Genomic DNA, 25764 nt, shown 5'->3' on the forward strand with positions numbered 1-25764 from the left:
CGTGCCCCCAAAAGGGCGCACGGGTCAGCCTGAAAGCAAACGCTTATTCGGGCTGTTCGATATTGGTGCGTGCAGCCCCACCGCGCGGACGCACGGATGGCAGCATTTCCCCCGTAACCGCGTAATATACGCGCTCGGCAATGTTGGTTGCGTGGTCCCCGATCCGCTCAAGGTTCTTGGCTACGAACAGCAGATGGATGCACGGCCCGATCTTGCGGGGGTCTTCCATCATGTATGTAACCAGTTCGCGGAACATGGTGGTGTAGAGTTCGTCCACCGCCGTGTCGGCTTTCCACACTTCCTGCGCGCGCTCGGCGTCGTTCTCGACCATGGATTCCACGGCCATGTGCAGGTTTTCCTGCACCAGACGGGCCATGGCCCGCAGTGCGCTGAAGGAGATGGCCCCATCGAGCACCTCCACCTTGCCGGCACGCCGTGCGATGGAGGAGGCGTAATCCCCGATCCGCTCAAGGTCGCCGCTCATTTTGAGCACAGCCACAATCACGCGCAGGTCCACAGCCATGGGTGCGCGCAGGGCCAGAATGCGGATGGCCAGCATTTCGGCCTCGCGCTCGAGCGCATCCACTTCCGGGTCCAGCTCGGGGGGTTCCAGAGCCGCTTCTTCATTCTGGTTCACCACGGCAGTAATGGCCTGAGCGGTCTGCCGCTCCACCAGACCACCCATGCGCGCCACAATGCCACGCAGCCGATCAAGCTCCTGATCGTAGCGGGTAATGGTATGTGCGGGTTCGTTACCCATAACGCTTTCCTCCGTGCCTTACCCTGCTGGCCTCAGCCAAACCGGCCTGTGATGTAATCCTGCGTCTGCTGTTCACGCGGGGTGGTGAACATGCGGGCGGTGCTGTCCACCTCGATCAGCCGCCCCATGTAGAAGAACGCCACCTGATCCGCACAGCGTGCCGCCTGCTGCATGTTATGCGTGACAATGGCGATGGTGAACTCGGTTTTAAGCTCGTCGAGCAACTCCTCGATCCGGGCGGTGGAGACCGGGTCGAGCGCACTTGTCGGCTCGTCGAGCAAAATCACTTCCGGGCGCACGGCAATGGTACGGGCAATGCACAGGCGCTGCTGCTGACCACCCGACAGAGCGGTGGCAGAAGCACTCAGCCGGTCCTGTACCTCTGGCCACAGGGCCACACGGCGCAGGGCGTCTTCCACCCGTCCGTCCATTTCGGAGCGGGAGACACGCTCATGCAAACGGATGCCAAAGGCGATGTTGTCGTAGATGGACATGGGGAAAGGCGTTGGCTTTTGGAACACCATGCCAATGCGCGAGCGCAGGACGTTCAGGTCCACCCCGGAGTTGAGGATGTTCTGTTTGTCAAAGATCACCTCACCCGTGGCGCGCTGGCCGGGGTACAGGTCATACATCCGGTTGAGCACGCGCAGCAACGTGGATTTGCCACAGCCTGACGGGCCGATCATGCCTGTAACACTACGCTCGGGGAAATCGAGCGAGATGTCATGCAGGGCATGGGACGTGCCGTAATAGAAGTTCAGCCCCTTGACCTGCATGGCTACGGGGTGTGGAGCCTCCTTGGGGGCGGCTGCACTATCCGGTTGGGTCATGCCTGCCGTCTTTACGGGAACCTCTATGCTCATGACCGTCCTCCGCGGGTTCCGACCCGCACTACAATATTAATGATAAGCACACCCAGTGTGACCAGCAGCGCGCCGGTCCATGCCTGCTGCATCCAGTCCTGATAAGCAGACCCTGCGTACTGGTAGATGGCCACGGGCAGGCTGGCCATGGGGCGGCCAAGGTCCAGCGACCATTCGGAGTTGCCGAGCGAGGTAAACAGCAGCGGTGCGGTCTCACCCGCTACGCGGGCCACGGCCAGCAGCACGCCGGTCATAATACCGGCCCGCACTGCACGCACGCAGATAAACAGGATAACCCGCCATTTGGGCGCACCCAGTGCAATGCCTGCCTCACGCATGGCAACCGGCACCAGACGCAGCATGTCCTCGGTCGTGCGGACCACAATGGGCATGGCCAGAATGGCCAGCGCCACAGCGCCCGACAGACCGGAAAAATGCCCGAACGGGACAACCAGCATCATGTAAATGAACAGGCCGATCAGAATGGACGGGGCCGAGAGCAGCATGTCCGACACAAAGCGCACAATGCGCGCCATGCGGCTGGTGGTGCCGTATTCAGCCAGATAGATGCCGGTCATCAGCCCTGCTGGCGCACCAATGAGAATGGCAAGCCCGGTCTGGATCAGGCTGCCCACAATGGCGTTGGCCAGACCACCGGGCTGCCCCGGTGCAGCCATGGACATGGTGAACAGGTGCACGCTCATGCCTGCCAGCCCGTTTTTGAACAGGGTCCACAGGATGGAGCCGAGCATGAACACCACAATCAGCATACCAAGCCAGCTCAGGCCGGTGGCAAGCTTGTCGCAGATATGCCGCCGCCACAGGAGCGATGCGGAGCGGTCCGCCCGCATGAGGGTATTGTTCGCCTTCATCCTTAACGTCCTGCTGCCTGTTCGCCACGGGCCAGCAGCCAGCGGGAGAACCAGAGTGTTACAAAGGATATGGCCATAAGAATGGCCCCCAGAGCCATAAGGGCCGCCAGCTTGAGGCTCCCTGCCGGGCTTTCGGGGAATTCAAGGGCGATCAGCGAGGCAATGGTGTTGGCCGGTGCAAACAAGGACCAGCCAATGTGGTTGCTATCCCCGATGACAAAGGTCACGGCCATGGTCTCACCCATAGCGCGGCCCATGCCCAGCACAATGCCGCCCACAACCCCCTGACGTGACCACGGCAGCACCACATGGCGCATGACCTCCCACCGGGTGGCGCCAAGGCCGTACCCGCTCTCACGCAGCACCGTGGGCATGGACAGGAACACATCGCGCATGACTGCGGTAATGGAGGGGGTAATCATGACCGCCAGAATAAGGGCGGCCGTAAACAGCCCCGTACCAAAGGGCGCCCCCGCCACAAGGGCGGACAGGCCGGGCACGTGGCCCAGTAGCTGGCGGGCAGCGGGCTGCACATAATGCGCCACCACCGGCACCACCACAAAAAAGCCCCACATGCCAAAAATAATGGATGGCACGGCAGCCAGAAGCTGCACGGCCATACCAATGACTGCCGCCGCCGAAGGCGGTGCAAGGGCGGTCAGCCAGAAGGCGGTGCCAAAAGCCAGCGGCACGGCAACAAGCAATGCGAGCGCACTGCTGATAACGGTGCCAAAAACCGGGGCTGCCGCCCCAAAGTGTTGCGTGACCGGATTCCACACTGCGGAAACCAGAAAGCCCGGACCAAAGGTTGAAAACGCCTTCCAGCCACCACTCACCATAACGGCAATAATGGCGCCAAGCACAACCAGCACGCCAACACCTGTTGCCGTAACCAGAAGCCTGAAGGCGGGGTCACCCTTTTGCCCTCCCTGCTGGGAAGGGGCCTTTTTCATCGCGGGCAGGGACTGCCGTGCGGGAATTTCCATCTGCTCTCCGTTCCGAACTATCAGCCGGATGGGGCGAGAAATACTGAACGCCGTCCGCTCCTGCAACACGGAGACCCCATGAAAGTCCCCTTAAACGGAGTTTTGTCACAAAACTGTAGTGTTATCAGGGACATTGCCCAATAACGGACCGGCGCTGCGCATGTTTGCCCCCCGGCAAGCGGGTACCTGCCTGTGCATTTCTGCATAATCCAGCCCTGACAGCCAGCACAATGTGGCGTAATATGGCCCCGCTCCATGGCGGTTGAACCACCGCACATGCCCCATGACATACTGCTTGACCCCAAGCATGACAGCAAAGAGACCCCATAATGGCCGGCTACCGATCACGCACCACCACCCACGGGCGCAACATGGCAGGCGCCCGCAGCCTGTGGCGTGCAACCGGTGTAAAAGACTCCGACTTTGGCAAACCCATTATTGCCGTCGCCAACTCCTTTACCCAGTTCGTACCCGGCCATGTCCACCTCAAGGACATGGGCCAGCTTGTGTGCGAGGCCATAGCCGAGGCCGGTGGCATTGGCCGCGAGTTCAACACCATTGCCGTGGATGACGGCATTGCCATGGGCCACGGCGGCATGCTGTACAGCCTGCCCTCGCGCGAGCTGATTGCCGATGCGGTGGAATACATGGTCAACGCCCACTGCGCGGACGCCATTGTGTGCATCAGCAACTGCGACAAGATCACGCCGGGCATGCTCATGGCCTCCATGCGGCTGAACATTCCGGTCATTTTTGTCTCCGGTGGCCCGATGGAAGCAGGCCGCGTAACGCTGAATGACATTGAACAGCGCGCAGACCTTGTGACCTCCATGGTCGCAGCGGCAAGCCCGGGCGTGAGCGAGTCCGACTCCCTTGCCATCGAGCGCTCGGCCTGCCCCACCTGCGGCTCCTGTTCGGGCATGTTCACCGCCAATTCCATGAACTGCCTGACCGAAGCCCTTGGCCTGTCCCTGCCCGGCAACGGCAGCCTTGTGGCCACCCACGCCGCCCGCCGCAACCTGTTTGTGGAGGCAGGCCACCGCATTGTGGACCTTGCCCGCCGCTACTACGAGCAGAACGATACCTCCGTCCTGCCCCGCAGCATTGCCAGCATGGCCGCGTTTGAGAACGCCATGTCGGTGGATATTGCCATGGGTGGCTCCACCAACACGGTGCTGCACCTGCTGGCCGCAGCCCACGAAGGGGCCGTGCCCTTTACCATGAAGGACATTGACCGCCTGTCCCGCAAGGTGCCGCATCTGTGCAAGGTCTCGCCCTCCCGCGCGGATGTGCATATGGAGGACGTGCACCGCGCAGGCGGTATTCCCGCGATTATGGGCGAGCTGGACCGGCTGGGTCTGCTGCACCGCGATGTGGGCATGGTCCACGCCGCCAGCCTGCCCGAAGCACTGGATAAATGGGACATCCGCGCCCCCGGGGCCGAGAACCGCACAGCGGCGCGTGAATTCTTTAGCGCAGCCCCCGGCGGCGTGCGCACAACGGTCGCGTTCTCGCAGTCCAGCACCTACAAAACGCTGGACACGGACCAGAGCAACGGCGCCATCCGCGATGGTGCCCATGCCTATAATCAGGACGGCGGGCTGTGCGTGCTCTACGGCAATCTGGCCGAGGATGGCGCCATTGTTAAAACCGCAGGCGTTGCCGCAGGGCTTGAGACATTCTCCGGCCCCGCCCGGATTTTTGAAAGTCAGGATGATGCGGTTTCCGCCATTCTGGGCAACAAAATCAACCCCGGCGATGTGGTGCTGATCCGCTACGAAGGCCCCAAGGGCGGCCCCGGCATGCAGGAAATGCTGTACCCCACCAGCTACCTTAAATCCAAGGGACTGGCGGAAAAATGCGCGCTCATTACCGATGGCCGTTTTTCTGGCGGCAGCTCGGGCCTGTCCATTGGTCACATCTCGCCAGAAGCGGGTGAAGGCGGGGTTATCGGACTGGTGGAAGAAGGGGACACGATCGAGATCGACATTCCCAACCGCCGCCTGTCCGTAGCTGTGGCGGACAGCGTGCTCTCCGACCGCCGTGCGCGCATGGATGATCTGGGCGATCAGGCATGGCAGCCCAAGCGCGAGCGCGTGGTCTCCAACGCGCTCAAGGCCTATGCGGCCCTGACCACCAGCGCAGCACGCGGCGCAGTGCGTGACGTAAGCCAGCTAACCCGCCGCACCCCACGGTAAGGCAACGCTACTTGCCCCTACAAAAAACCCCGCAGGGCATTGGCCTTGCGGGGTTTTTTATGGGTTGCCATACCTGACACAACCACCCGCAGCCCACAGGCCGGGCAAGCGGTTCACGCCACACTGACAATGAGGTCCCTATGCGTAAACTGGCATTACTGGCAGGGCTCATGCTCGCAGGCCCAGCACTGGCCGCACCTGCCAAGACACCTGCTGAGCAACGGTACAGCCCTGCCTTTGAGCAATGTATGTCGACTGGAGATGCCGCGCAGGGTGTGAACTACGCCATGATCGCGTGCATGACACATGAAGATACGCAGCAGGACAAGCAGTTAAATCAAGCTTACAAGGCCACCATGTCTCGGCTGGGTCCGGCCCAAAAAACTGCCTTGCGGGAGTCCGAGCGCGCATGGATAAAAAACCGCTCTGCGCCGTGTGATAAAAAACTGGCAGGCGAAGACGGGCAGATGGCACAGGTTGACGCGGCAGGCTGCCACCTGGATGAGACAATCAACCGGATAATATTTATAGAAAATTACAAGTAATATACTTGGGCTTTTAAATCCGCACTCCACACCACAAAACTGATGCTCCCATAACGGCAGCACGCAGGACGTGTGTGCAAACGCTGCGGCCAGCCGGACCTCCCGCACGGGGCATAACCCCAATGCGGGAGGCGGGTAAAACCGTGTGCGGTCTTACTGTGCGGCTGCGGGTGCTGGAGCCATCACATCCCCTGCCGGAGCGGCAAGCTGGGGTGTGGCCGGAACAGGCTGCGGCACGGTCTTGTTGGTTACGATGTAGGTAATGGATTCGGCACGGGTAATATCCACCACATCCCCAACCTTGAGGGTTTTGAGGAAGTCCTGCATGGCCTTGGTCTTGAGTGCGGCCACATGCAGGGAGTCATCCCCTTCCGTGGTGAAGGAAATGGTGCTCGATGCCAGATCAATGGTCTTGATTGTGGCGCGCTCGCGGTTAAAGGCCGCAATAATGCCGCGCGGGTGACCATGCACAAAGCCACGGGCCGTGGTCAGTGTGGATTCGGGCAGCGGGCTGCCCGGCGGGGCAAGCTGCGCGCCCAGCGTTTCCACAAACTGGATTTTCAGCATGTCACCTTCATGCAGGTGGGGAACGTCCTTGACGGCCGTGCCATATTCAATGGTCAGCAGGTGGCCATTGCCTTCACGCAGCAGCAGTTCACGTGCGTCGCGGTCAACGCTTTCCACCACTGCGGTGGCTTCCTGGCTTTTGAGCAGAACAGAAGCCTGCGCATGGGCAGCCGTTGGGGCGGCCAGTGTGGCCAGCCCGGCAAAACCGAGGGCACAGGCCGCAACAGACGCCGCAGCCTTGGAGGAAAAGCGGGAAACAAGAGGATGCAACACTCTCAATCCTTTCCGTCAGAAGCCTGAGGCGGACTGCGCCAGGCCAGATGTGTTACCGGCAGTGATACAACGCCCACACCATAACACAACCCACGGTCTTGCGTGGCGTATTTGCGTCTGCTCCGGCATGGGAGCCCCCTCCGCCACAAAAGAAAAAACCCGTCTGGGAAGCCAGACGGGTTTTTGCCGTGTCTCGGGTGTTCAGGAACAGGCCCGAGGCGGGCTTAGCCGCAGCATTTCTTTTTGCGGATGAAGTATACAACCGCTGCAATCAGGCCCAGAGCCAGAATACCACGTGCACAGGGGGACTTGGGGCATTTTGCCATGTCTTGAGCATCCTCAATATGGGGTTCCGCCCAACACGGGTCGGGCGTTTCGGGTTTGTTGTAGCGTAATTGGTGGACCACGTCATGCCATCTGGCAACCATAACTACCGCCCCACCTCATGCCTGCCGCGCAAAATACTGATGGACCCGCCAGACCTAGCGCGTGGCGGGGGGCGTGCGCTCCGCGTCATCCTCGCCCAGAAGCTGGATAAGCTGGCGCAGGTCGGTCAGCAGAATCCCCACCACAAAGCGGATGATCGGGTCTGTTGTGTCGTTCTCCACCGGCAGGGCCGCCATGACCTCGGCCGCTATGCGGTATTCATCCCCCGTGCGGGCCACGGCCTCGCTCTCGCACCGCTGGATAATCCACTGGAAGCCGCGCAGCATACCCGCGCGCACGCTGGCCGCGTGCTCCAGCTCCTCCACCGTGGCACTCTGGGGCAGCACCAGAATGGCGCGGGCCACCACCAGCGCATCCATCTGCAACTGCCGTATCCGCGCGGGCAGGCGGGCCAGCATGGGGTCGCGCTCATCCAGCGGGCGCCAGTGCTCGCGCCGCGCCTCCTCCAGTGCAGCCTGCACCTTGCGCAAAGAGGCCGCACACTCGTCATTCATGTCCTGAATGACCGACCATTCCACATGCCCCGTGCGGGCCTTTTGCAGCATGGCCACAATCTGGCGCACCGTCAGGGCCGCGTTGCGGAATGCATCCCGCCGTGCCTGTTCGTGTAGCACGACGTAAGTGACCAGCGTGCCTGCGCCAACCCCGATTAAAATAGCAAGCACACGCTCGATCGGGCGCAGGTAGGGGTCGTTGTCGGTGGGGAAGAGAATGGCCACCATAAGCGTGACCACGCCCATGCGGGCCTCCGGCTTCCAGGAGACCAGAATGGCCAGCGGCACAAACGCAAGTGTGAACGCCATCCACACCGGCCAGTGCGCAAACATGAGCAGCGTAATGGGGACAATACTGACCGTGGCCCCGATGAGCGTACCCACAAGCTGGTCACGCCCCTTGGAGATTGTGTCCGTAATACTGTTCTGGGTCACAATGACCGAGGTTATCAGCGCCCAGCCGGGTTCTTGCAGGTTGGTCAGCCATGCGACAAACCCCGCAACCCCCACAGCGCTGAGCAGGCGCACGGTCTGGCATACGGTGGCATTGCTCAACCACCGTGCAAGCCAGGGGCAATACCGCCCCATATCCAGTACAGGCGTGCGTCTGCCCGTTAGCAGTGCAATCAGGGCGCGTCCTCCGCGCTCAGGGGGAAGGGAATCCAGCGCAGGCCGTCCGCATCATGCACCAGCAAAAGGACAGAGCGCTTTTTGGCCTTACGTGCCGCATCTATCCGCTGCCGCAGTGCTGCGGGGGTGGCCACTTCGGCCTGCTGCACCTCGGTAATCACATCCCCTTCCTTCAGCCCCCGGTCAGCCGCCGTGCCATCGGGTTTGACACTGGTGACCAGCACCCCTTTCAGGCTGGTGGGCAGGTTGTATTTGCTCCGCCCCGCCCCATCGAGCGGGCCAACGGTAAAGCCAAAGTCCGCAAAGCTGACCGATGCGGGGGATTTGGGGGGGCTTGCGGGTTTGGCCGGAGCCTCCTCCGGCATTTCGGGCAGAGCACCTATGGTGATGGGCACCTCCGTCACCTTGCCATGCCGCCACAGGCCCAGCTTGGCCTGTGTGCCAACGGGGAGCTGGGCAGACAGGCGCGGCAGGGCCTTGCCCTCCACCGGCTGACCGTTAAGGCTCTGGATGACATCGCCCGTTTTAAGCCCGGCCTTGTCGGCGGGGCCGCCTTTTTCCACCCCGGCCACAAGGGCGCCGGTGGGCGTGCTCAGGCCCAGCCCGTCTGCAATCTCCTGCGTGACATTCTGGATGCGCACACCCAGCCACCCGCGGGAGACCTTGCCGTTCCTGCGCAGCTGTTCCACCACATTGCGCGCCTCGTTCGAGGGGATGGAAAAGCCAATCCCCACCGACCCGCCGGAGGGGGAGTAAATGGCGGTGTTCACCCCAATGACGTTGCCATCCATGTCAAACAGCGGGCCGCCGGAATTGCCTTTGTTGATGGGGGCATCGGTCTGGATAAAGTCATCATACGGGCCTTGGTCGATATTGCGCCCGCGGGAGGAGATAATGCCCGCCGTGACCGTGCCAGACAGGCCAAACGGGTTGCCAATGGCCAAAACCCAGTCCCCCACCCGGTGGTGTTCGCTGTCACCAAAGCTGACAAAGGGAAGCGGCTTTTTGCTGTCCACCTTGAGCAGGGCCAGATCCGTGCGGTCATCATGCCCGACAGCGTGGGCACTGAGCACCGTATTGTCCTGCAAGGTCACGGTAATGCGGTCGGCCTTACGGATCACGTGGTTGTTGGTGACGATGTAGCCCGTGGGGTCAATGATAAAGCCCGACCCCAGTGCCTGCATCCGCCGGGGTGGGGCGTTGGGGTCTGTCTGGCGGTTCATGAAGTCATGGAAGAACTTCTCGAACGGGGAGCCCTGAGGGAAGTTGGGCATCTGGGGGAGCTGGTCGTCCTCATCATCCTCCTCCGAATCCGCCTCGCGCACGGTCTGGGTGGTGGACACGTTCACCACCGCAGGCAGCAGGCGGGCCGCAAGGTCCGCAAAGCTGTCGGGGGCGTGCCCGCCTGCGACCACTACAGCCGGAGCAGGTGTGGGAGCAGGCTCCTGCGCCGCATGCACGGGCGTACAGACGCCAAGCCCCGCCACCAGCAGGGAGGAGAGGGAAACAGAGCAGAGCAGGCGGAGGGACACACGCATGAACAACACAACTTTCTGCCGGAACAAGACCAAAGCATAAACAACGCGCATCAGGTTATTCATGGTGCGCCCAAACGGCAAGCACCCCGCTCCCCCTAGCCCGCCTGCCCCCCTGTAGGCCGGGGGGTGGCCACGGCACCTGCCATGGCGGCGGGCCTGCCCCCGCGTGCGCGGTTGCGCCGCCGGTCCAGCCATGTGGCAAGGCCGATCAGCATGGCCAGCCCCACCACATTGACCGCCACCTGCAAGGCCCAGCCATCCCCAAAGGTGCTAAAGATCAGGCGGGCGTACAGGTCCAGTATGGTGCCCACCACAAACACTTCCAGCGAGTGGCGGCCCACACGGGCCAACTCCTGCCCCACCCACGATTCGGCCGCCCAGTGGCGCGCCCGCTCGGACGACTGGACAAGGTAGAAAATGGCCACCACATCAAACAGCCGCCATGGCGAGAGCCAGCTTTTGGACGGGGCCAGCGCATCCCCCAGCGGGCGCAGGTCGGGCAGGCCCCACAGGGTCCACGGAAAAGCCTGAATGGCCGAGAACAGCAGATACACCCAGCACAGGGCCACAAGGGCAGGCACGCGCGCAAAATCGCGCCCGCGCCGCTGGGTCTGGGCCGATGCCGTCAGCCCCAGAGCAAACAGGAACTGCCATGCCAGCGGGTTAAAGTACCAGCCATCGGGGTCCAGCCAGTTGGGGAAGTTCAGCTCGGGGTCCATGTTCACCAGCATCCACAACGCCCCCGACAAAAGCAGGGCGAGCGAGCCGTGGACGCGCATCAGCAGGTAAAAAATGGGGAACCCGCCCAGCAGCACAAGGTAGAGCGGCATGATGTTGAGGTTGCTGGGCAACGCATCAAACATCATCACCCGCCATATCCAGTCCAGACCGTGGGCCAGTTCAGGCTCCAGATAATCGACCGAGACAGGGGTAAAGTGCCGCCACTCCCGCACCGTAAACACATAGGCCATGACCATGATCGTCTGGCCGATGTAGAGTTGCACGCAGCGTTTGAACAGGCGTTGCAGGGTTGGCCACACACCGTATTTGGTAAAGCCCCGCCCATAGGCCAGCCACGAGGCATAGCCTGCCAGCAGCACAAACACCTCCGCCGCATCGGCAAAGCCCACGTTGCGCATGGTAAAGCGGTTGAGCAGGTTCTGGGGAATATGGTCAATAAACATCATCAGCAGGGCAGCACCGCGCAGGGCATCAATCCTGTGGTCGCGGCGGCTGCGGGCGGGCGGGGCGGGCGTTGCACCCCCCTGTGCTGTATGTGTCTGCGCCACGTGCGCGCCCTCCGTATGTGTGCTCCCCTGCCCCGTACCTGCCGGGGTGGCGTGCGCGACGCCCGTGCGGGTCGTGCCCGCATCCGCTTTGTCCGTGTGTGCCTGCATCTTACCCTTTCGGCACGCCTCTGCTCCGCCTGCTGGTTGTTCTATGGGCTGTTCCTCTACCCATACCACCCTGTCTGTGCCAGAAAAAAGGCGTTATACCCATGAACGCCCTTGACGGCGCGCCCGACCTGCTGTTGCCACCCATGCAACATTGTAACCCCCCAGCACAGGACAAGACCCTTGGCGCAGAATGCCCCTTTTTCTTCTGATACCCTGATGGACCTGCTCAGAACCGTGCAGGACCCACAGACCGGGCTTTCGCTTGCCAGCGCCGGACGGCTGGAAAGCTGCACGGTGGATGACGGCGGCCGCCTGACCCTGACACTGGGTGTTGCCCGCGAGCAGGCCCCGGCCCTGTCCGCCCTGTGTGACGCTGCGGCCCAGAAGCTGCAAACCCTGCCCAATATTACCAAAGCCACCATTATCCTGACCGCCCACCGCCCCGCCGGTGCGCCCGAACCCACCGCAGGGCAGACTGCCAGCGCGGCGGCCCGCCCGGCATCTGCCCCGGCAGGTGCTGGTGGCCATCGCCCGCTGGGCGGCCCTGCCCCTGCACCGGGCACGCCCGTGCTGCCCGGCGTTAAAACCATTATTGCCGTGGCCTCCGGCAAAGGTGGCGTGGGCAAGTCCACCACGGCGGTCAACCTTGCCGTAGGGCTGGGCATGGAAGGGCTGCGGACCGGCCTGCTTGATGCTGATATTCACGGCCCCTCCCTGCACCGCATGATGGGGGCCAAAGGCAAACCCGATGTGGTGGAGGGGCGGCTGCAACCCATGCAGGCATGGGGCATTTGCGCCGTATCCCTTGGTATGCTGGTGGACGAAAAAGCCGCCATGATCTGGCGTGGCCCCATGGTCATGGGTGCCATCAACCAGTTGCTGAGCGATGTGGACTGGGGGGAACTGGATGTTCTGGTAGTAGACCTGCCCCCCGGCACGGGGGACGCCCATCTCTCGCTCACCCAGAAGGTGCCGCTGGGCGGGGCGGTTATTGTCTCCACCCCGCAGGACATCGCTTTGATTGATGCACGCCGGGGTGTGACCATGTTTGAAAAACTCCACGTGCCGGTGCTGGGGCTGGTGGAGAACATGTCCTACTTCTGCTGCCCCAACTGCGGGCACAATACGGAGCTGTTCGGCCACGGCGGTGCCCGCAGGGAGGCCGAAGCCATGGGCGTGCCGTTCCTTGGTGAAGTCCCGCTGCTGGCTGACATCCGCGCCAGCGGGGATAGCGGGGTACCACTGGTGATTGGCGCCCCCAATAGCGAGGGCGGCAAAGCCTACCGCGCCATTGCCCACACGGTAGCAACGGCCATACAGGCCAGCGCACACTAAACACCGCACGACAGCGCCCTGCCCACTGGCAGGGCCAGTACGCCACCGGCAAAGCCTGCCCGCACACGCGGGCAGCCACACAGCCACGCAGGAACTAGTGCATGGCTGGAGCGGTGTGCCTGCCAGCCTGCCCCTTGGCCTTGGTCTTGGCGGGTGGGACTGGTGTGTCCTTAAAATACTCACGGCAGGCCGGGCTGAGTTTTTCTTTTTTGCGCGCCATGCAGGCCGCAATTTTTTTCTCATTGGGAATGGCAAGGGCGCACAGGCGCAGGGCATCCCCCTTGCAGGCTTTGGTCTGCCGGTCGCGCTCGGTATCAGCCCATGCGGGAAGGCTCGCCGCCACAAAAACGGCGCCACAGGCAAACACGGACACAACAAAAGAGGCTGTACGGGCAAACCGCCGGTTCGGACAGGACATAAAAGCTCCTTGTAATTCCCTAAAATTCCTACGGCCACGCCCCCGGTGGGCCTGAACCGGGTGGGACAGATGCCACAGGCCAGTAAAGCCCACCCACATGCAGGAATGGCCCGCACTCCATCTATGGCGCATCCACGCCGCCGCCGGATATGAAAAGCGTCAAGTCCGGACGGATTTAAAGCAAATGTCTTGATAAAAAATGAGCGCCGCAAGGGCAGGCCCCCACGGCGCTCAGGCACAGGCGTTACAAACCGCCCCGCTCAGGCCCTGTTCAGGCTGCGGGGGATTTGAGGATCGCCATCATCTCATCCCATTCACGCCGGCTCAGGCCCGAGCCTGCCTGCTCCACCGCCTCGCCCGCCAGCATGCGGCGCACAACCGCGAGCATGGAGGCCGAGAACGTGACCGCCCCGCGCCGGTATTCCTCAAACGCGGCGGCGGTGGTGGGCACCCATGCGTGCAGGATCTTCAGCATGGCTTCGGCATACACCCGGATTTCGTACTGAGCATGGGGGTCTATGCGCAGGGCAAGGAAGTGCATGAGATTGTGCAGGTCGATCTTCCAATACCACTGCGTGTAGGTATTCAGGGTCAGGTTGATGCGCCCGAGTTCACGCGCAAGGCCGTAGCCGTTCTCCCCGTCCAGCATACGCTCGTAGTTGCGATAGGTGCGTACGGCGTCCTCGCGCAGGATGTCCAGCACCTCGGCTGCGGCCTGCGGGGCCAGCACCTCGCCCCGGCCCTGACGGTTCACATCGCTCTGGGCAGCCATGTGGGCGGTGTCGGGCAGATAGAACTCACTGTCCAGAATGGAGTAGCGGGCCGAATACTCGTTCACACTCGCCATGCGGTGACGAATCCACTGCCGCGCCACAAAAATGGGCAGTTTGACATGGAACTTGATCTCGCACATCTCAAACGGGGAGGAGTGGCGGTGCCGCATCAGGTAGCGGATCAGCCCCGCATCTTCCGACACCTTGCGCGTGCCCCGGCCGTAGGACACACGGGCCGCCTGCACAATGGCCGCATCATCGCCCATATAGTCGATCACGCGCACAAAGCCGTGGTCGAGCACCTCATGCGGGGAGTAGAGCATGGCCTCCAGAGCTGCCACCGTGGGGCGGCGGGTAGAGAATGTTTCCTGCCCGTGGGCCGCAATTTCTGCGCGTTGCTCTTCGGTCAGTGACATGCGTAGGCTCTCCACCATGCTAGAAAAAACAGACAGCGCAAGCACTCGCCGTAGCACTCGCGCACGCGGGTTGTAGCAGGCATTCCCCAAGCCGGGAAAGCCTGAAACACCAGCCCCCTCTTGCATTTATGCACCCAAGTTTCTATGTGTGGGGTGCCGGAAGATTTCTTGCGGCTATGGCAATAAACGGGATGTGGCATAGGCGTAGTGGACCCGGGGGCGGTACCCGGCGTCTCCACCAGACATCCGGGTTGTAAAACCCGGACAAATGGGGACGAAATAGGCTCGACACGCGCAGTAAAGACATCTTTTTTGCCCGGCATTGTACCACCGATATCGGGCTAATTTTACAAGTGCCAATGATAACACTGAGGTGCTCGCTGTTGCTGCATAAGCAATAAGCGCGGTTCGGGGGGGGCACCGGGCAACAGAAGCCCTCCCACTTCATGCCATTCTCCAGTATGATCGCACGCGCCGTGCAACCTTATGGCGTGTCCGCTCTGGCGCGTCTGCGCGGCACCCTGCGTTGCGGGGGCATGGCGGCAGACGGGTCTTGGCGCTTGCGCTGGGCCGACCTTTCGCGCATGGCTGACGCTAGAGTGATACGGATGACCAGCCACACCCCGACTGGCTGAAGCAAGGAGACCAAGCATGGCTGATGACAACGACAACACCCCGGGAAATGACGCATTCCCCCCCACCAGCCTGCTGCCCTACGACCAGTGGCTGGAAGAGGCGTACAGGGATGTCATGCTCAAAGCACTCGAACATGTGAGCCGCGAGGGGCTTGCAGGCGAGCATCATTTCTATCTGACTTTCCGCACGGACCTGTCTGGCGTGCAAATTCCCGACCGGCTCCGTGCGCAGTACCCGCATGAGATGACCATTGTGCTGCAACACCAGTTCTGGGACCTGAACGTGGACCGCGATGCCGGGATTGTGTCCGTTGGTCTGTCCTTTGGGGGTGTTGGCTCCATTCTGGTCATTCCTGTGCGGGCCATTACCGGGTTTGCGGACCCTTCCATCCACTTCAACCTGCACTTTGAGGCGGTGGAGGATGAGGACATCGCACCCACGGACGACACTCCGGCCGATGCCGGGGACACGGCAGAAGCGCAGGGCGACTCCTCCTCCCAGGTTGTGAGCCTTGACGCCTTCCGCCGCAAAGGACCATCACCAGCCTGACCCCCGGTGCGCGGGGGTTCAGGCCGACGGAGAGAATAGAGACACGACCATGACCAGCCAGCCCCCCCGCCCCCCACTGCCAGAATTCAAATACGCCCCCCTGTTCCCACTGGGGGAGGACACAACGCAGTACCGCAAGGTGGATATTGCCAACGGCGTAAGCACATCGCACTGCGGCGGCAAAACCGTGCTGCACGTCACCCCCGAAGCGCTGACGGAACTGACGGCCCGCGCCTTCCATGAGGTGGCCCACTTCCTGCGCCCGACCCACCTGCACAAACTGGCCAACATCCTCAAAGACCCCGAGGCATCGGACAACGACCGTTTTGTCGCCCTCGACCTGCTCAAAAACGCCTGCATTGCCGCCGGTGGCATCCTGCCCATGTGCCAGGACACGGGAACGGCCATTGTGTTTGGCAAAAAAGGCCAGCGCGTCTGGGTGGAAGGGAATGAGGAAGTCGCCTTCTCCCGCGGGGTGTACGAGACCTATACCCGCACCAACCTGCGCTACTCACAGATGGCGCCGCTCACCATGTTTGAGGAAAAAAACACCGGCACCAACCTGCCCGTGCAGTGCGACATCTTCGCCAGCCCCGCAGGCGTGCATGACGAGCAGATGGACCTGATGTTTGTGGCCAAGGGCGGTGGCTCGGCCAACAAGACATTCCTGTTCCAGGAAACACGGGCCCTCCTTGGCTCGGAGCAGCAGTTGCTGGACTGGCTGGACACAAAAGTGCGCACGCTGGGCACCTCCGCCTGCCCGCCCTACCACCTTGCCATTGTCATTGGCGGCATGTCCGCCGAGCAGACGCTCAAAACCGTCAAGCTCGCCTCCACCCACTGGTATGACGCACTGCCCACCACGGGGGACATGACGGGCCACGCCTTCCGTGATCTGGAGATGGAGCAGAAGGTGCTTGAACTCACCCGCAAGCTGGGCATTGGCGCACAGTTTGGCGGCAAATACTTCTGCCATGACGTGCGCGTGGTGCGCCTGCCCCGGCATGGGGCATCGCTCCCTGTGGGTATTGGCGTGTCCTGCTCGGCGGACCGCCAGATCAAGGCCCGGGTCACGGCGGAAGGGTTCTTTTTGGAACAGCTTGAGCACGACCCCGCCCGCTTTTTGCCCGAGACCACGGACGAACACCTTGAGGGCGAAGCCGTGCGCATTGACCTCAACCGCCCGATGGATGAAATCCGCAAGACGCTCTCGCAATACCCTGTCAAAACCCGCCTTGCCCTGACCGGCACTGTGGTGGTCGCGCGTGATATTGCCCATGCCAAGTTCCGCGAGCGGCTCCAGCGGGGCGAGGGCCTGCCCCAGTACCTTAAGGACCACCCCGTTTACTACGCAGGCCCGGCCAAAACGCCCGAGGGCATGCCCACCGGCTCCTTTGGCCCCACCACAGCGGGACGTATGGATTCGTACGTGGCCGAGTTGCAGGCCAATGGCGGCTCCTACGTCATGCTGGCCAAAGGCAACCGCTCCAAGGCCGTGCGGGACGCATGCCAGCAGTACGGCGGCTTCTACCTTGGCTCCGTAGGGGGGCCTGCGGCAAGGCTGGCCAAGGACTGCATCCGCAAGGTAGAGGTGCTCGAATACCCCGAGCTGGGTATGGAAGCGGTGTGGAAAATCGAGGTTGAGGACTTCCCCGCCTTTATTGTTATTGATGATAAAGGCAACGACTTCTACGCTGAGCTGTAACCCCGCAACGGGGCTGCCCCGCCACACCATGGCGGGGCGGACAACCAAGGAGCTGTGTGGTTTTCATGCGCTTTACAGTCGATCGTCTGGACCATGTTGTCCTGACCGTACGGGACGTTGAAATTTCGGCCTCATGGTACCAGCGTGTTCTGGGCATGGAGCGGGAGGAATACGGGCGCAACAACCGTACCGCCCTGCGCTTTGGCGGGCAGAAGCTCAACCTCCGCCCGCATGATGCAACCGGCTGGGACACGGCCACCCATGCCCTGTCTGGCAGCAATGACCTGTGCTTTATTACCGCCATTACCAGTGATGACGTGGTCGAGCACCTCAAGACCTGCGGCATTACCATTGTGGAAGGCCCGGTGGCCCGCCTTGGCGCCATTGGCCCCATTACCTCGGTCTACTGCCACGACCCCGATGAAAACCTGATCGAGATCGCATCCTATCAGGGGTAGGGCGAGCGCCCCCTGAGTAAACTCCACCGGACGCCAGACCTGCTCAGGCCCACGTTGCATGCATGGGCCTGAGCACGGGCCAAAGGCCCCTCCGCGTAGCGCGGACTTTACCCTGCGTGTGACTGTTGTGTGGCCTGCTGCTGCTTGAGCCGCACGGCATCATCGTGGTCCACAATGGCATGGCGGGTTGTCAGCCACCCGCCCCTAAAGCCCGCACGCAGCAGACCACGGCAGATGATCGGGTTATCCTTCATGGTGTTCCACACCATGCCGTCGCGCCAGTTTTCCACCATCAACAGAATGGGCCCCTGATCGATGCCAAGGTAGGTGTTATCCGCCCAGTAAGCCTGCTTGCCGTCGTGGTAGCTGGGGTTAAAGGCATCCACAAACCCATAGGTGCTGTAAATGCGGTCCCCATAACGGTCGCGCATGGTACGCAGGGCGGGGATGGCCAGTTCCGGCGCAAAGGCCACGGACCCACCCGCCGCTGTCGGGGCCAGTGTGCCATCATCAAGCGTGTAGTCGCGGCCAACCCCACGCGCGCTGTAGGCCAGAAACTTGCGCTGCTGGCCGTTTTCCACCTTTGTGGTCTCAGCCGGGCCATCGCTCGCGGTCAGGCCCCAGATGTTTGGCCCGTAGTCCTGCCATTTTCCGGGGTTTTGCGTTGCATAGCCCTGCTGGGCGTAAACGGCGCGGCGGCTGTTCTCAAAATAATCGATCCCGGCAGAGCGGCTCCAGTCATCCTTGATCCCCCGGAAGTCAATCCACGCATGGGTGTACTGGTGGCCGAACAGGGGTGCGAAGTTGAGGAAAGTCTGGCCATAGGACTCACCCCACCGGCTTTTGTTGGTGGAAATCCATGCCTGCCATGAGGTCGGGTCCAGCGGATGGGTGGTGGAGCCAAGCCCCATCACATACAGCATCATCCCCTCATTATACCCTTCCCAGTAATTGGGCAGAAAACCGTGCTCGGGCGACCAGCCCATGCTCATGCGGTTGTCCGGGCGGAGCATCCAGCGCCAGTCCACACGGTCGAACAGCTTGGCGGCAAGGTCGCGTATTTCTGCCTCGGAGGCGGTGTCATGGGTGTAGTAGCTGGCGCTAAACAGCACACCCTGCATGAGCAGGGCCGTATCTATGCTGGACAGTTCAATATCCGCATCCAGCCGCAGCCCGTTCTCACGCTTGAGGAAGTGGTAGAAAAAACCGTGGAACCCTGCGGCTTTGTCCGGCGTGTCGTTCTGGGGGAGTTTCCACAGGTAGCGCAGGGTTGTCAGTGTCCGGTCCACGGCCTGCTGGCGGTTAATGTAGCCCCGGTCCACCCCAATGCCATAGGCGGTCAGGGCAAAACCAATGGAGGCAACACTGGACTGGGTCTGGTCAGACGGGTAGCGGTCGGGCACCAGCCCGGTTGCGGGGTCTGCTGAATCCCAGAACCACAGGAATGTCCGGTGCTCCAGATCGGCCAGAAAAGCCCTGTCCGTCTGGTCGGGGTGGAAAGGGGCGTGGGCCTGCTGCGCCACAACGGAGGAGGTTGCCGCATACGCCCCACCAGCCTGAAGCCCCCCCACGGCACCCCCGCAGAGCATAAGGCAGGAGAGCAAGGCCCGCCCTGCTCCCCACTGCCCCCGCGCGGGCGGGGTGGTGTTGGTTGTGCCGCGTGCCAAAAAGCGCCCCAGTACCATAAGCCTTGCATTCCTCATCTGTTCATCCCTGCCCCGCAGCCGTTGCGGAGGCAGTCCTGTTGTACAGGCCGGGGCCAACACCGGGGCCACCTGCCACATCCAGCCCCGACTATAGGGGGCAAGGCAGGCCACCCACCAGAGTGCGGCACAGGCCAGACACATGGAAGCAGCCGAATTTCAGAAAATATTCACGTTTTTATGTCTGACTCAAGGCTACACCGTCCACCACAGTCCATACAACATGCCAGCCCAGCCCCCACGGCACCCACAGGCGCAAGGAATGGTCCATAATGGTGTCCGCATGTAAAAAATGACGTTCCCGCGCCACACAACACCGTGCGCCCCGTGCACAAATGCGTCTATAATAGACGCAAGCCCATTACAGAGCCGAATACGACCCATTCATGACCTACCAATATAATATCATACGCTTTTTTTACGAGCTTCTGGATATTCTGGTCTCCCGCATTGAGTATGCGCTGCGTGGCCTTGCGACCAGCCACGTGCTCATCCCCCCGCCCGCGCAGAGCCACTCGTTCCTGATTATGACGGCGGAGGAAAAAGAGGGCAGAACCTTTTACAAACCCGCCTACTACCTGTTCTCCAAAACCCGCGAACGCCTGAGCGGCTACTTTGCCCGTGGCGAAAACCGCCTTTTTCTGGAGAACACCCGGCACTGCCTGCTGATCGCCTTTACAGATTCCACACTGGTTGTGGGGCGCGAGGCCACAATAGCAGACTACCACCCCCACTCCTTTGAGACCCTGCTGGCCCTCAAGGCCCATATGCGCGACATCAAACTGGGCAAATACTGCGAGGAATATCTGGTTCTGCCCAAAAAGACCGCCATTCCAGCACGCCCGGCCACCCTGCGCCAGCGCGCACAGACCCGCTAGGCCCCGCCCCTACCGCCTGCAAAAAGCGTGACGGATTCTGGCCGCTCATGTATTGCAACGCCTTGGCCATACCGGGGCCTCCCCGGAGCGCACAGGGCTTGGAGAGCAGTCATGAAAATTGCAGTTGTCGGTCTGGGGTATGTTGGCCTGTCCAATGCCATTCTGCTGGCCCAACACCATGACGTCATGGCCGTAGACGTGGATGCAGAGCGGGTCAGCAAGGTGAATAATCGGGAATCCCCCATTATTGACGCCGAGATTGAGGACTACCTGCGCAACCATACCCTGTCCCTGACCGCCACAACCGACCTTGCCGCCGCCAGCCGCGATGCCAGCTTTGTCATTATTGCCACCCCCACCAATTATGACGCGCAGGAAAATTATTTCGACACGTCCTCCGTCACGGATGTGATCGCAAGCGTTGGCGCGCTCAACCCGGATGCAACCATCGTGATCAAATCCACCATTCCGGTCGGCTTTGTGGATGAGGTCCGGGCGGAACTGGGAACAGATCAGGTTCTCTTCTCACCTGAATTCCTGCGTGAAGGGCGTGCCCTGTATGACAACCTCCACCCCTCGCGCATTATTGTGGGCGAACGCAGCGCACGGGCGGAACGCTTTGCCGCCCTTATGGTCGAAGGTGCGATCAAAAAAGACATCCCCCTCCTGTTTACCGAGGCCACGGAAGCAGAGGCCATAAAGCTGTTCGCCAACACCTATCTGGCCATGCGCGTAGCGTTCTTTAACGAACTGGACAGCTACGCGCTGGCGCGTGATCTGGATACCCGCCAGATTATAGAGGGCGTATGCCTGGACCCGCGCATTGGCCAGCATTACAACAACCCCTCCTTTGGCTATGGTGGCTACTGCCTGCCCAAGGATACCAAACAGCTACTGGCCAACTACATGCAGGTGCCCCAAAACCTGATCCGCGCCATTGTAGATGCCAACCGCACCCGCAAGGACTTTCTGGCCGACCGCATTCTGGCCATGCGCCCCAAGGTGGTGGGCATTTACCGGCTGGCCATGAAGACCGCATCGGACAACTTCCGGCAAAGCTCCATTCAGGGGATCATGAAGCGGCTCAAGGCCAAGGGGATTGAAATTGTGGTCTATGAACCCGCCATGAAGGAAGACCTGTTTTTTGGCTCCCGCGTCATACGGGACCTGGAGACCTTCAAGGCCACGTCCACCATTATCGTCAGCAACCGCCTGCACCCCGAACTGGCCGATGTCGCAGACCGCGTATTCACCCGCGACCTGTTTGGCTCGGACTGAGGCCGCACCCCGTGTGCTTTGCCATGGACCAGTACGGACTGGCAGTGCTACCCTGCGCTGCATTGCCCCGTTCCTTCTGATTGCATGAAGTCCTGATCGTACCATGTCACACCGTATTATTGTTACCGGGGCGGCCGGGTTTATTGGCAGCAACATCATACGCGGCCTTAACCAGCGGGGCCTTACGGATATTATTGCGGTTGATAACCTGACCAACGGGGACAAGGCCCTCAATCTGGCTGACCTGCAGATCAGCGATTATCTGGACAAGACCGATTTTTATGATGCCCTGCATCAGGACCGTTTTGGCCGGGTCGAGGCTGTTTTTCATGAAGGGGCCTGTTCAGCCACCACCATTCATGATGGCCGCTACATGATGGCCAACAACTATGAGACCAGCAAAAAACTGCTCGCCTATGCCACCCAAAGCGGGGCACGTCTGCTTTACGCCTCCAGTGCGGCCACCTATGGCGCCTCCACCACCTTCCGCCCCGAACCGGCGTTTGAAAAACCGCTGAATGTTTACGGGTATTCCAAGCTGCTCTTTGACCAGATCGTCCGGCGCACCCAGCCCGAACGGACCACGCAGGTGGCGGGGTTCCGCTACTTTAACGTGTATGGGCCGCATGAGCAGCACAAGGGGCAGATGGCCTCGGTCGCGTTCCACAATTTCCACCAGTTCATGGCGGAAGGGCGGGTCAGGCTGTTTGGCGCATACGGAAGCTGCGCTGCGGGGGAACAGACGCGCGACTTCATGTTCATTAACGATCTGGTTGCCATCAAGCTCTGGTTCTTTGACAACCCCGGCCATAGCGGGGTGTTCAATCTGGGTACCGGCAAGGCCCAGCCGTTCAACGCTGTTGCATCCACTGTCGTCAACAGCGTGCGCGCCCTGCGCGGGCAGGGCCCGCTCTCCCTCGCCCAGATGGTGGAACAGAATGTGCTGGAGTACATCCCCTTCCCCGATACCCTGCGCGGTCGTTACCAGTGCTTTACGCAGGCCGACATAAGCGCCCTGCGCGCCCTTGGCTGCACCCTGCCCCTGCGCAACGTGGCCTGCGGCGTAGCCGATTATGTGGCTTACCTGCACGCGCAGCATGGCGCATAATATACCTTCTGGACCACTCCTGCGCCACTCCATGCTCAGGCGCACACCCCACTCCCCAGCCTGTATGAGCCTTGCATGATCGACACTTTTGAATTTGGCCGTGTTGTTGTTATTGGCGACCTGTTGCTGGACCAGTATATTTTTGGTTCGGTCGAGCGTATCTCGCCCGAGGCACCGGTGCCTGTGCTGCTCAAGTCCCGCCAGAGCGTGGTGCCGGGCGGGGCTGCCAATGTGGCGGTCAACGCCGCAGCCCTTGGGTGTTCGGTCAGCCTGATAGGTGTTGTCGGGGCGGACAATGCCGCAGACACCCTGCGCCACGCCCTTGGCAAATGGCCGGGAATTGACGTGCTGGACCTTGTGGCCGAACCCGGCTGGTCCACCATTTGCAAAACGCGGGTGGTCAGTGGCAACCAGCAGATTGTCCGCATTGATGATGAAACCATTGTGGATTTTTCCCCCGCCACCAAAAATGCCCTGATCGCGGCAACCAAGGCAGCATTGGAAAACGCCGATGTGCTGATCTGCTCGGACTACGCCAAGGGTGTGCTCTCCGACGGGGTGCTGCGCGCCATTATCGACCATGCCCGCGCACGGGACATTCCCGTCATTGTGGACCCCAAGCGCAAGGATTTTTCCGCCTATTACGGGGCAACCCTGATTACCCCCAACCGTGCGGAAATGGCGGCGGCAACCGGGCTGCCACTGCGCAACACACCCCAGATCGAGCAGGCGGCCCGCGCAGCATCCGCCCAGTTCGGGGGGGACGTACTGGTCACCCGCTCGGAAGAGGGGATGAGCCTGTGGCAACGCAACGGCCACATCCTGCACGAGGCAGCCCGCAAGTCCGAAGTATATGATGTCTCGGGGGCTGGAGACACGGTCGTTGCCACCATTGGTGGTGTGCTCTCCGCCGGGCAGGATCTGGATACCGCAGTGGTCATTGCAACTGTTGCGGCCTCCATTGCCGTAGGCAAACCCGGCACCGCCGCCGTATCACACACAGAACTCAGTCAGGCGCTTAAAAAGGACATCCCGAACACGGGTGTACTGGCCACACTGGAACAGGCCCGGAGCATTATGCAGAGGTGGCACCAGCATGGGGCTTCTGTCGTCTTTACCAATGGTTGCTTTGACCTGCTGCACCCCGGCCACATAGCCCTGCTGCGCGCCGCAGCCCAGAAGGGGGACAAGCTGGTGGTGGCCATCAACAGCGATGCCTCTGTCCGCCGCCTGAAAGGCCCTTCCCGCCCTGTGCAGGACGAAGTCGCACGCGCAACGGTCATTGGCGCATTGCGGGAGGTGGACATGGTGCTCATTTTTGATGAGGACACCCCGCTGGAAGTCATTACCGCACTCCAGCCCGATGTGCTGGTCAAAGGTGCCGACTACACGGAAGATGCCGTTGTGGGGGGCGATGTGGTCAAGGCGGCAGGTGGGCGGGTAGAGCTTGTCTCGCTCGTTGCAGGCTGTTCCACCAGCAATCTCGTCCGCAAAATGGTGGAACCCCGACCGGCCTCCTCATAACGACTCATGCCACAGCAGAATATCCCATGCCGCAACATCCTCCTTGCACACAGTGGAAAAACTGGCTGACCCGGCAAGCCCTGCCCTTATGGAGCACCGCGGGGTATGACCGGGCGCGCAAGCTTTACCATGAACGCCTGACCTTTGATGCCGCGCCCATTGCCCTCCCCCAACTCCGTCTGATGGTGCAGGCCCGCCAGATTGCCACTTTTTGCCGAGCGGCACTGGACGGCGTGTTTAACGCAACAGATGATGCGCTGGCATGCCTGCATACCGTGCAATCCCGTTACTGGCACAGTGATGGACAGCCCGGCTGGATTTTTGCCCTTGGCCCCAATGGCCAGCCTGCCAGCACTCTGCGCGACCTGTACGCCCATGCCTTTATTTTATACGCTTATGCTTGGGCCTATAAGCTGAGTGGCGATACGGGATTGCTGGATGTGGCACAGCAAACCACACTGGAAATCGAACAGATTTTTGCCGCCCCGCATACGGGGTATCTGGACACGGTCCCCCCGCAAGACACGCTGCGCCGCCAAAACCCGCATATGCATCTGCTGGAAGCGTACCTGTCCCTTTTTGAAGTCACAAACGACAGCTTTTACCTTGAACGCGCGCAAAACCTTGTAACGTTAGCCCAAAGCCGCTTTATGCACCCCGGCACAGGGATGTTGCTGGAATTTTTTACAGCCGATTGGCGCCCCCTTAAGCCCATTGGCCAGAACTGGGTAGAGCCTGGCCACCTGTTCGAATGGTCATGGCTGCTGCGAGAGTATGCCCGCCTCAACCCAACGCACCAAGCCACCCCAACGGCCCTTGCCGAGCACCTGCTGCAAACCGGCCTACAGTACGGAACCCGGCATGACACGGTGTTTGATGGCATAACCGACACCGGCATTTTAACCGCCGCCAGCACACGCATATGGCCACAAACAGAGCTGATGCGCCTACTGGCCACCCGCCAGCAGGTCGGGCCTGCCCACCAACCGAACCAGACCGAAGCCACATTGCTCCACGCCCTGACACAGGCTTTTTTTACAACATATGCCCCCCCCCACTTACAGGGCGGCTGGGTTGACCGTTATGAAGCCAATGGGGAAAGAGCTGTGGACCATATGCCCGCCAGCTCGCTCTATCACATTTATGGCGCAGCCCGGTACAATCTGGAATGCACTGGGCCGGGTGTTACCCGAGAGTAAAAACCCTCGGAGAATGAGCCCGATCCCATGGCCGAAAAGAAAAAAATCACAGGATTCGTTTGGTGTCGTGCGCTCGGTGCACCTTGTTGAAAGAGCACCAACCAGATGGCTCCAGCATTTCTGCGAACAGCCCGAAAACAGGTTATCCCTCTAAGATTACTGGCCTTATAAACTCTACCCGCAGCTTCCGGTCAAACACAGGGTTGACAAATGT

At 61.3% G+C, this 25764-nt stretch carries 24 protein-coding genes and 1 other RNA gene; 13 read left to right on the forward strand and 12 right to left on the reverse strand.

Going from position 1 to position 25764, the window contains the following annotated elements; genetic code table 11:
- Window positions 1-43 precede the first annotated feature (43 nt).
- The 4 genes from phoU to pstC are packed head-to-tail and all read right to left on the reverse strand — an operon-like array spanning window position 44 to window position 3481.
- Window positions 44-760, reverse strand: a complete 717-nt coding sequence (gene phoU, locus HK26_RS09040) for a phosphate signaling complex protein PhoU (protein WP_025828699.1) — start codon at window positions 758-760, stop codon at window positions 44-46.
- A gap of 32 nt (window positions 761-792) precedes the next feature.
- Window positions 793-1623, reverse strand: a complete 831-nt coding sequence (gene pstB, locus HK26_RS09045) for a phosphate ABC transporter ATP-binding protein PstB (RefSeq protein ID WP_086639475.1) — start codon at window positions 1621-1623, stop codon at window positions 793-795.
- Window positions 1620-2495, reverse strand: coding sequence for a phosphate ABC transporter permease PstA (gene pstA / locus HK26_RS09050; RefSeq protein WP_025828696.1), 876 nt, complete (start codon window positions 2493-2495; stop codon window positions 1620-1622). The genes pstB and pstA overlap by 4 nt, the downstream gene beginning before the upstream one ends.
- A gap of 2 nt (window positions 2496-2497) precedes the next feature.
- Window positions 2498-3481, reverse strand: coding sequence for a phosphate ABC transporter permease subunit PstC (pstC, locus tag HK26_RS09055; RefSeq protein ID WP_086639476.1), 984 nt, complete (start codon window positions 3479-3481; stop codon window positions 2498-2500).
- A 329-nt stretch (window positions 3482-3810) separates the two neighbouring features.
- On the opposite strand from pstC, the gene ilvD reads away from it, so the two are divergent.
- Complete coding sequence (gene ilvD / locus HK26_RS09060; RefSeq protein WP_086639477.1) at window positions 3811-5679, forward strand: dihydroxy-acid dehydratase; 1869 nt, start codon at window positions 3811-3813, stop codon at window positions 5677-5679.
- A 140-nt stretch (window positions 5680-5819) separates the two neighbouring features.
- Complete coding sequence (locus tag HK26_RS09065; protein ID WP_086639478.1) at window positions 5820-6224, forward strand: lysozyme inhibitor LprI family protein; 405 nt, start codon at window positions 5820-5822, stop codon at window positions 6222-6224.
- A 153-nt stretch (window positions 6225-6377) separates the two neighbouring features.
- Here HK26_RS09065 and HK26_RS09070 read toward each other — a convergent pair whose 3' ends face one another.
- The 5 genes from HK26_RS09070 to HK26_RS09090 all read right to left on the reverse strand — a co-directional run bounded on the left by HK26_RS09070 (window position 6378) and on the right by HK26_RS09090 (window position 11570).
- Window positions 6378-7061, reverse strand: a complete 684-nt coding sequence (locus HK26_RS09070; RefSeq protein ID WP_374188237.1) for a hypothetical protein — start codon at window positions 7059-7061, stop codon at window positions 6378-6380.
- Between the two features lie 227 nt (window positions 7062-7288).
- Window positions 7289-7492 (reverse strand): hypothetical protein, encoded by a 204-nt coding sequence (locus HK26_RS09075; RefSeq protein ID WP_086639479.1) that lies wholly within the window; start codon window positions 7490-7492, stop codon window positions 7289-7291.
- A 54-nt stretch (window positions 7493-7546) separates the two neighbouring features.
- Window positions 7547-8560 carry an FUSC family protein gene (locus HK26_RS09080; RefSeq protein WP_257640947.1) on the reverse strand — a complete coding sequence of 338 codons (1014 nt, stop codon included), beginning with the start codon at window positions 8558-8560 and terminating at the stop codon, window positions 7547-7549.
- Window positions 8561-8631: 71 nt separating this feature from the next.
- Complete coding sequence (locus HK26_RS09085) at window positions 8632-10173, reverse strand: DegQ family serine endoprotease (RefSeq protein ID WP_086639539.1); 1542 nt, start codon at window positions 10171-10173, stop codon at window positions 8632-8634.
- Between the two features lie 95 nt (window positions 10174-10268).
- Entirely contained in the window at window positions 10269-11570 is a 1302-nt protein-coding gene (locus HK26_RS09090) for an OpgC family protein (RefSeq protein WP_086639481.1), read from the reverse strand.
- 180 nt (window positions 11571-11750) lie between these two features.
- Here HK26_RS09090 and HK26_RS09095 point away from each other — a divergent pair, with 180 nt between their 5' ends.
- On the forward strand, window positions 11751-12905 hold the full coding sequence (locus tag HK26_RS09095; protein WP_374188232.1) for an Mrp/NBP35 family ATP-binding protein: 1155 nt from the start codon (window positions 11751-11753) through the stop codon (window positions 12903-12905).
- A 94-nt stretch (window positions 12906-12999) separates the two neighbouring features.
- Here HK26_RS09095 and HK26_RS09100 read toward each other — a convergent pair whose 3' ends face one another.
- Together HK26_RS09100 and thyX are read right to left on the reverse strand one after the other, a co-directional pair.
- Window positions 13000-13323, reverse strand: coding sequence for a hypothetical protein (locus tag HK26_RS09100; protein WP_244983447.1), 324 nt, complete (start codon window positions 13321-13323; stop codon window positions 13000-13002).
- 271 nt (window positions 13324-13594) lie between these two features.
- Entirely contained in the window at window positions 13595-14512 is a 918-nt protein-coding gene (gene thyX / locus HK26_RS09105) for an FAD-dependent thymidylate synthase (RefSeq protein WP_086639482.1), read from the reverse strand.
- 116 nt (window positions 14513-14628) lie between these two features.
- On the opposite strand from thyX, the gene ssrA reads away from it, so the two are divergent.
- The 5 genes from ssrA to HK26_RS09125 all read left to right on the forward strand — a co-directional run bounded on the left by ssrA (window position 14629) and on the right by HK26_RS09125 (window position 17860).
- Window positions 14629-14956: a transfer-messenger RNA gene (gene ssrA, locus HK26_RS09110) on the forward strand.
- Between the two features lie 2 nt (window positions 14957-14958).
- Window positions 14959-15147 carry a hypothetical protein gene (locus HK26_RS13245; RefSeq protein ID WP_143296327.1) on the forward strand — a complete coding sequence of 63 codons (189 nt, stop codon included), beginning with the start codon at window positions 14959-14961 and terminating at the stop codon, window positions 15145-15147.
- Between the two features lie 16 nt (window positions 15148-15163).
- On the forward strand, window positions 15164-15697 hold the full coding sequence (locus tag HK26_RS09115) for an SspB family protein (RefSeq protein ID WP_025827918.1): 534 nt from the start codon (window positions 15164-15166) through the stop codon (window positions 15695-15697).
- 49 nt (window positions 15698-15746) lie between these two features.
- Complete coding sequence (locus tag HK26_RS09120) at window positions 15747-17402, forward strand: fumarate hydratase (protein ID WP_086639483.1); 1656 nt, start codon at window positions 15747-15749, stop codon at window positions 17400-17402.
- A 65-nt stretch (window positions 17403-17467) separates the two neighbouring features.
- Entirely contained in the window at window positions 17468-17860 is a 393-nt protein-coding gene (locus tag HK26_RS09125; protein ID WP_025827916.1) for a VOC family protein, read from the forward strand.
- 107 nt (window positions 17861-17967) lie between these two features.
- On the opposite strand, the gene HK26_RS09130 is transcribed toward HK26_RS09125, so the two are convergent.
- On the reverse strand, window positions 17968-19449 hold the full coding sequence (locus HK26_RS09130) for a glucoamylase family protein (protein ID WP_374188238.1): 1482 nt from the start codon (window positions 19447-19449) through the stop codon (window positions 17968-17970).
- A gap of 500 nt (window positions 19450-19949) precedes the next feature.
- On the opposite strand from HK26_RS09130, the gene HK26_RS09135 reads away from it, so the two are divergent.
- The 5 genes from HK26_RS09135 (at window position 19950) to HK26_RS09155 (ending at window position 25550) form a co-directional block, all read left to right on the forward strand.
- The gene (locus tag HK26_RS09135) at window positions 19950-20441 is read left to right on the forward strand and encodes a hypothetical protein (protein ID WP_086639485.1); all 492 of its coding nucleotides are present in this window, start codon (window positions 19950-19952) and stop codon (window positions 20439-20441) included.
- A 111-nt stretch (window positions 20442-20552) separates the two neighbouring features.
- Window positions 20553-21719: a nucleotide sugar dehydrogenase gene (locus HK26_RS09140; protein ID WP_086639486.1), complete on the forward strand. Its 1167-nt coding sequence runs from the start codon at window positions 20553-20555 to the stop codon at window positions 21717-21719.
- 103 nt (window positions 21720-21822) lie between these two features.
- Window positions 21823-22827, forward strand: a complete 1005-nt coding sequence (gene rfaD, locus HK26_RS09145) for an ADP-glyceromanno-heptose 6-epimerase (protein ID WP_086639487.1) — start codon at window positions 21823-21825, stop codon at window positions 22825-22827.
- Between the two features lie 75 nt (window positions 22828-22902).
- Window positions 22903-24351, forward strand: coding sequence for a D-glycero-beta-D-manno-heptose-7-phosphate kinase (gene rfaE1 / locus HK26_RS09150; protein ID WP_086639488.1), 1449 nt, complete (start codon window positions 22903-22905; stop codon window positions 24349-24351).
- Between the two features lie 26 nt (window positions 24352-24377).
- The gene (locus tag HK26_RS09155) at window positions 24378-25550 is read left to right on the forward strand and encodes an AGE family epimerase/isomerase (protein WP_086639489.1); all 1173 of its coding nucleotides are present in this window, start codon (window positions 24378-24380) and stop codon (window positions 25548-25550) included.
- Window positions 25551-25764 lie beyond the last annotated feature (214 nt).

This window comes from Acetobacter okinawensis, assembly GCF_002153655.1.
In the GTDB taxonomy this organism is placed as follows: domain Bacteria; phylum Pseudomonadota; class Alphaproteobacteria; order Acetobacterales; family Acetobacteraceae; genus Acetobacter; species Acetobacter okinawensis_A.

Excerpts from the sequence above, each read along its gene's own strand:
- HK26_RS09135 (WP_086639485.1), top strand. The coding sequence starts at position 19,950 with ATGACCTACCAATATAATATCATACGCTTTTTTTACGAGCTTCTGGAT.
- HK26_RS13245 (WP_143296327.1), top strand. The coding sequence starts at position 14,959 with ATGCCATTCTCCAGTATGATCGCACGCGCCGTGCAACCTTATGGCGTG.
- pstA (WP_025828696.1), bottom strand. The coding sequence starts at position 2,495 with ATGAAGGCGAACAATACCCTCATGCGGGCGGACCGCTCCGCATCGCTC.
- thyX (WP_086639482.1), bottom strand. The coding sequence starts at position 14,512 with ATGTCACTGACCGAAGAGCAACGCGCAGAAATTGCGGCCCACGGGCAG.
- HK26_RS09075 (WP_086639479.1), bottom strand. The coding sequence starts at position 7,492 with ATGGTTGCCAGATGGCATGACGTGGTCCACCAATTACGCTACAACAAA.
- HK26_RS09130 (WP_374188238.1), bottom strand. The coding sequence starts at position 19,449 with ATGCTCTGCGGGGGTGCCGTGGGGGGGCTTCAGGCTGGTGGGGCGTAT.
- phoU (WP_025828699.1), bottom strand. The coding sequence starts at position 760 with ATGGGTAACGAACCCGCACATACCATTACCCGCTACGATCAGGAGCTT.
- rfaE1 (WP_086639488.1), top strand. The coding sequence starts at position 22,903 with ATGATCGACACTTTTGAATTTGGCCGTGTTGTTGTTATTGGCGACCTG.
- HK26_RS09085 (WP_086639539.1), bottom strand. The coding sequence starts at position 10,173 with ATGCGTGTGTCCCTCCGCCTGCTCTGCTCTGTTTCCCTCTCCTCCCTG.
- HK26_RS09155 (WP_086639489.1), top strand. The coding sequence starts at position 24,378 with ATGCCGCAACATCCTCCTTGCACACAGTGGAAAAACTGGCTGACCCGG.
- HK26_RS09065 (WP_086639478.1), top strand. The coding sequence starts at position 5,820 with ATGCGTAAACTGGCATTACTGGCAGGGCTCATGCTCGCAGGCCCAGCA.
- ilvD (WP_086639477.1), top strand. The coding sequence starts at position 3,811 with ATGGCCGGCTACCGATCACGCACCACCACCCACGGGCGCAACATGGCA.
- pstB (WP_086639475.1), bottom strand. The coding sequence starts at position 1,623 with ATGAGCATAGAGGTTCCCGTAAAGACGGCAGGCATGACCCAACCGGAT.
- HK26_RS09125 (WP_025827916.1), top strand. The coding sequence starts at position 17,468 with ATGCGCTTTACAGTCGATCGTCTGGACCATGTTGTCCTGACCGTACGG.
- rfaD (WP_086639487.1), top strand. The coding sequence starts at position 21,823 with ATGTCACACCGTATTATTGTTACCGGGGCGGCCGGGTTTATTGGCAGC.
- HK26_RS09090 (WP_086639481.1), bottom strand. The coding sequence starts at position 11,570 with ATGCAGGCACACACGGACAAAGCGGATGCGGGCACGACCCGCACGGGC.
- HK26_RS09115 (WP_025827918.1), top strand. The coding sequence starts at position 15,164 with ATGGCTGATGACAACGACAACACCCCGGGAAATGACGCATTCCCCCCC.
- HK26_RS09140 (WP_086639486.1), top strand. The coding sequence starts at position 20,553 with ATGAAAATTGCAGTTGTCGGTCTGGGGTATGTTGGCCTGTCCAATGCC.
- HK26_RS09120 (WP_086639483.1), top strand. The coding sequence starts at position 15,747 with ATGACCAGCCAGCCCCCCCGCCCCCCACTGCCAGAATTCAAATACGCC.
- pstC (WP_086639476.1), bottom strand. The coding sequence starts at position 3,481 with ATGGAAATTCCCGCACGGCAGTCCCTGCCCGCGATGAAAAAGGCCCCT.
- HK26_RS09100 (WP_244983447.1), bottom strand. The coding sequence starts at position 13,323 with ATGTCCTGTCCGAACCGGCGGTTTGCCCGTACAGCCTCTTTTGTTGTG.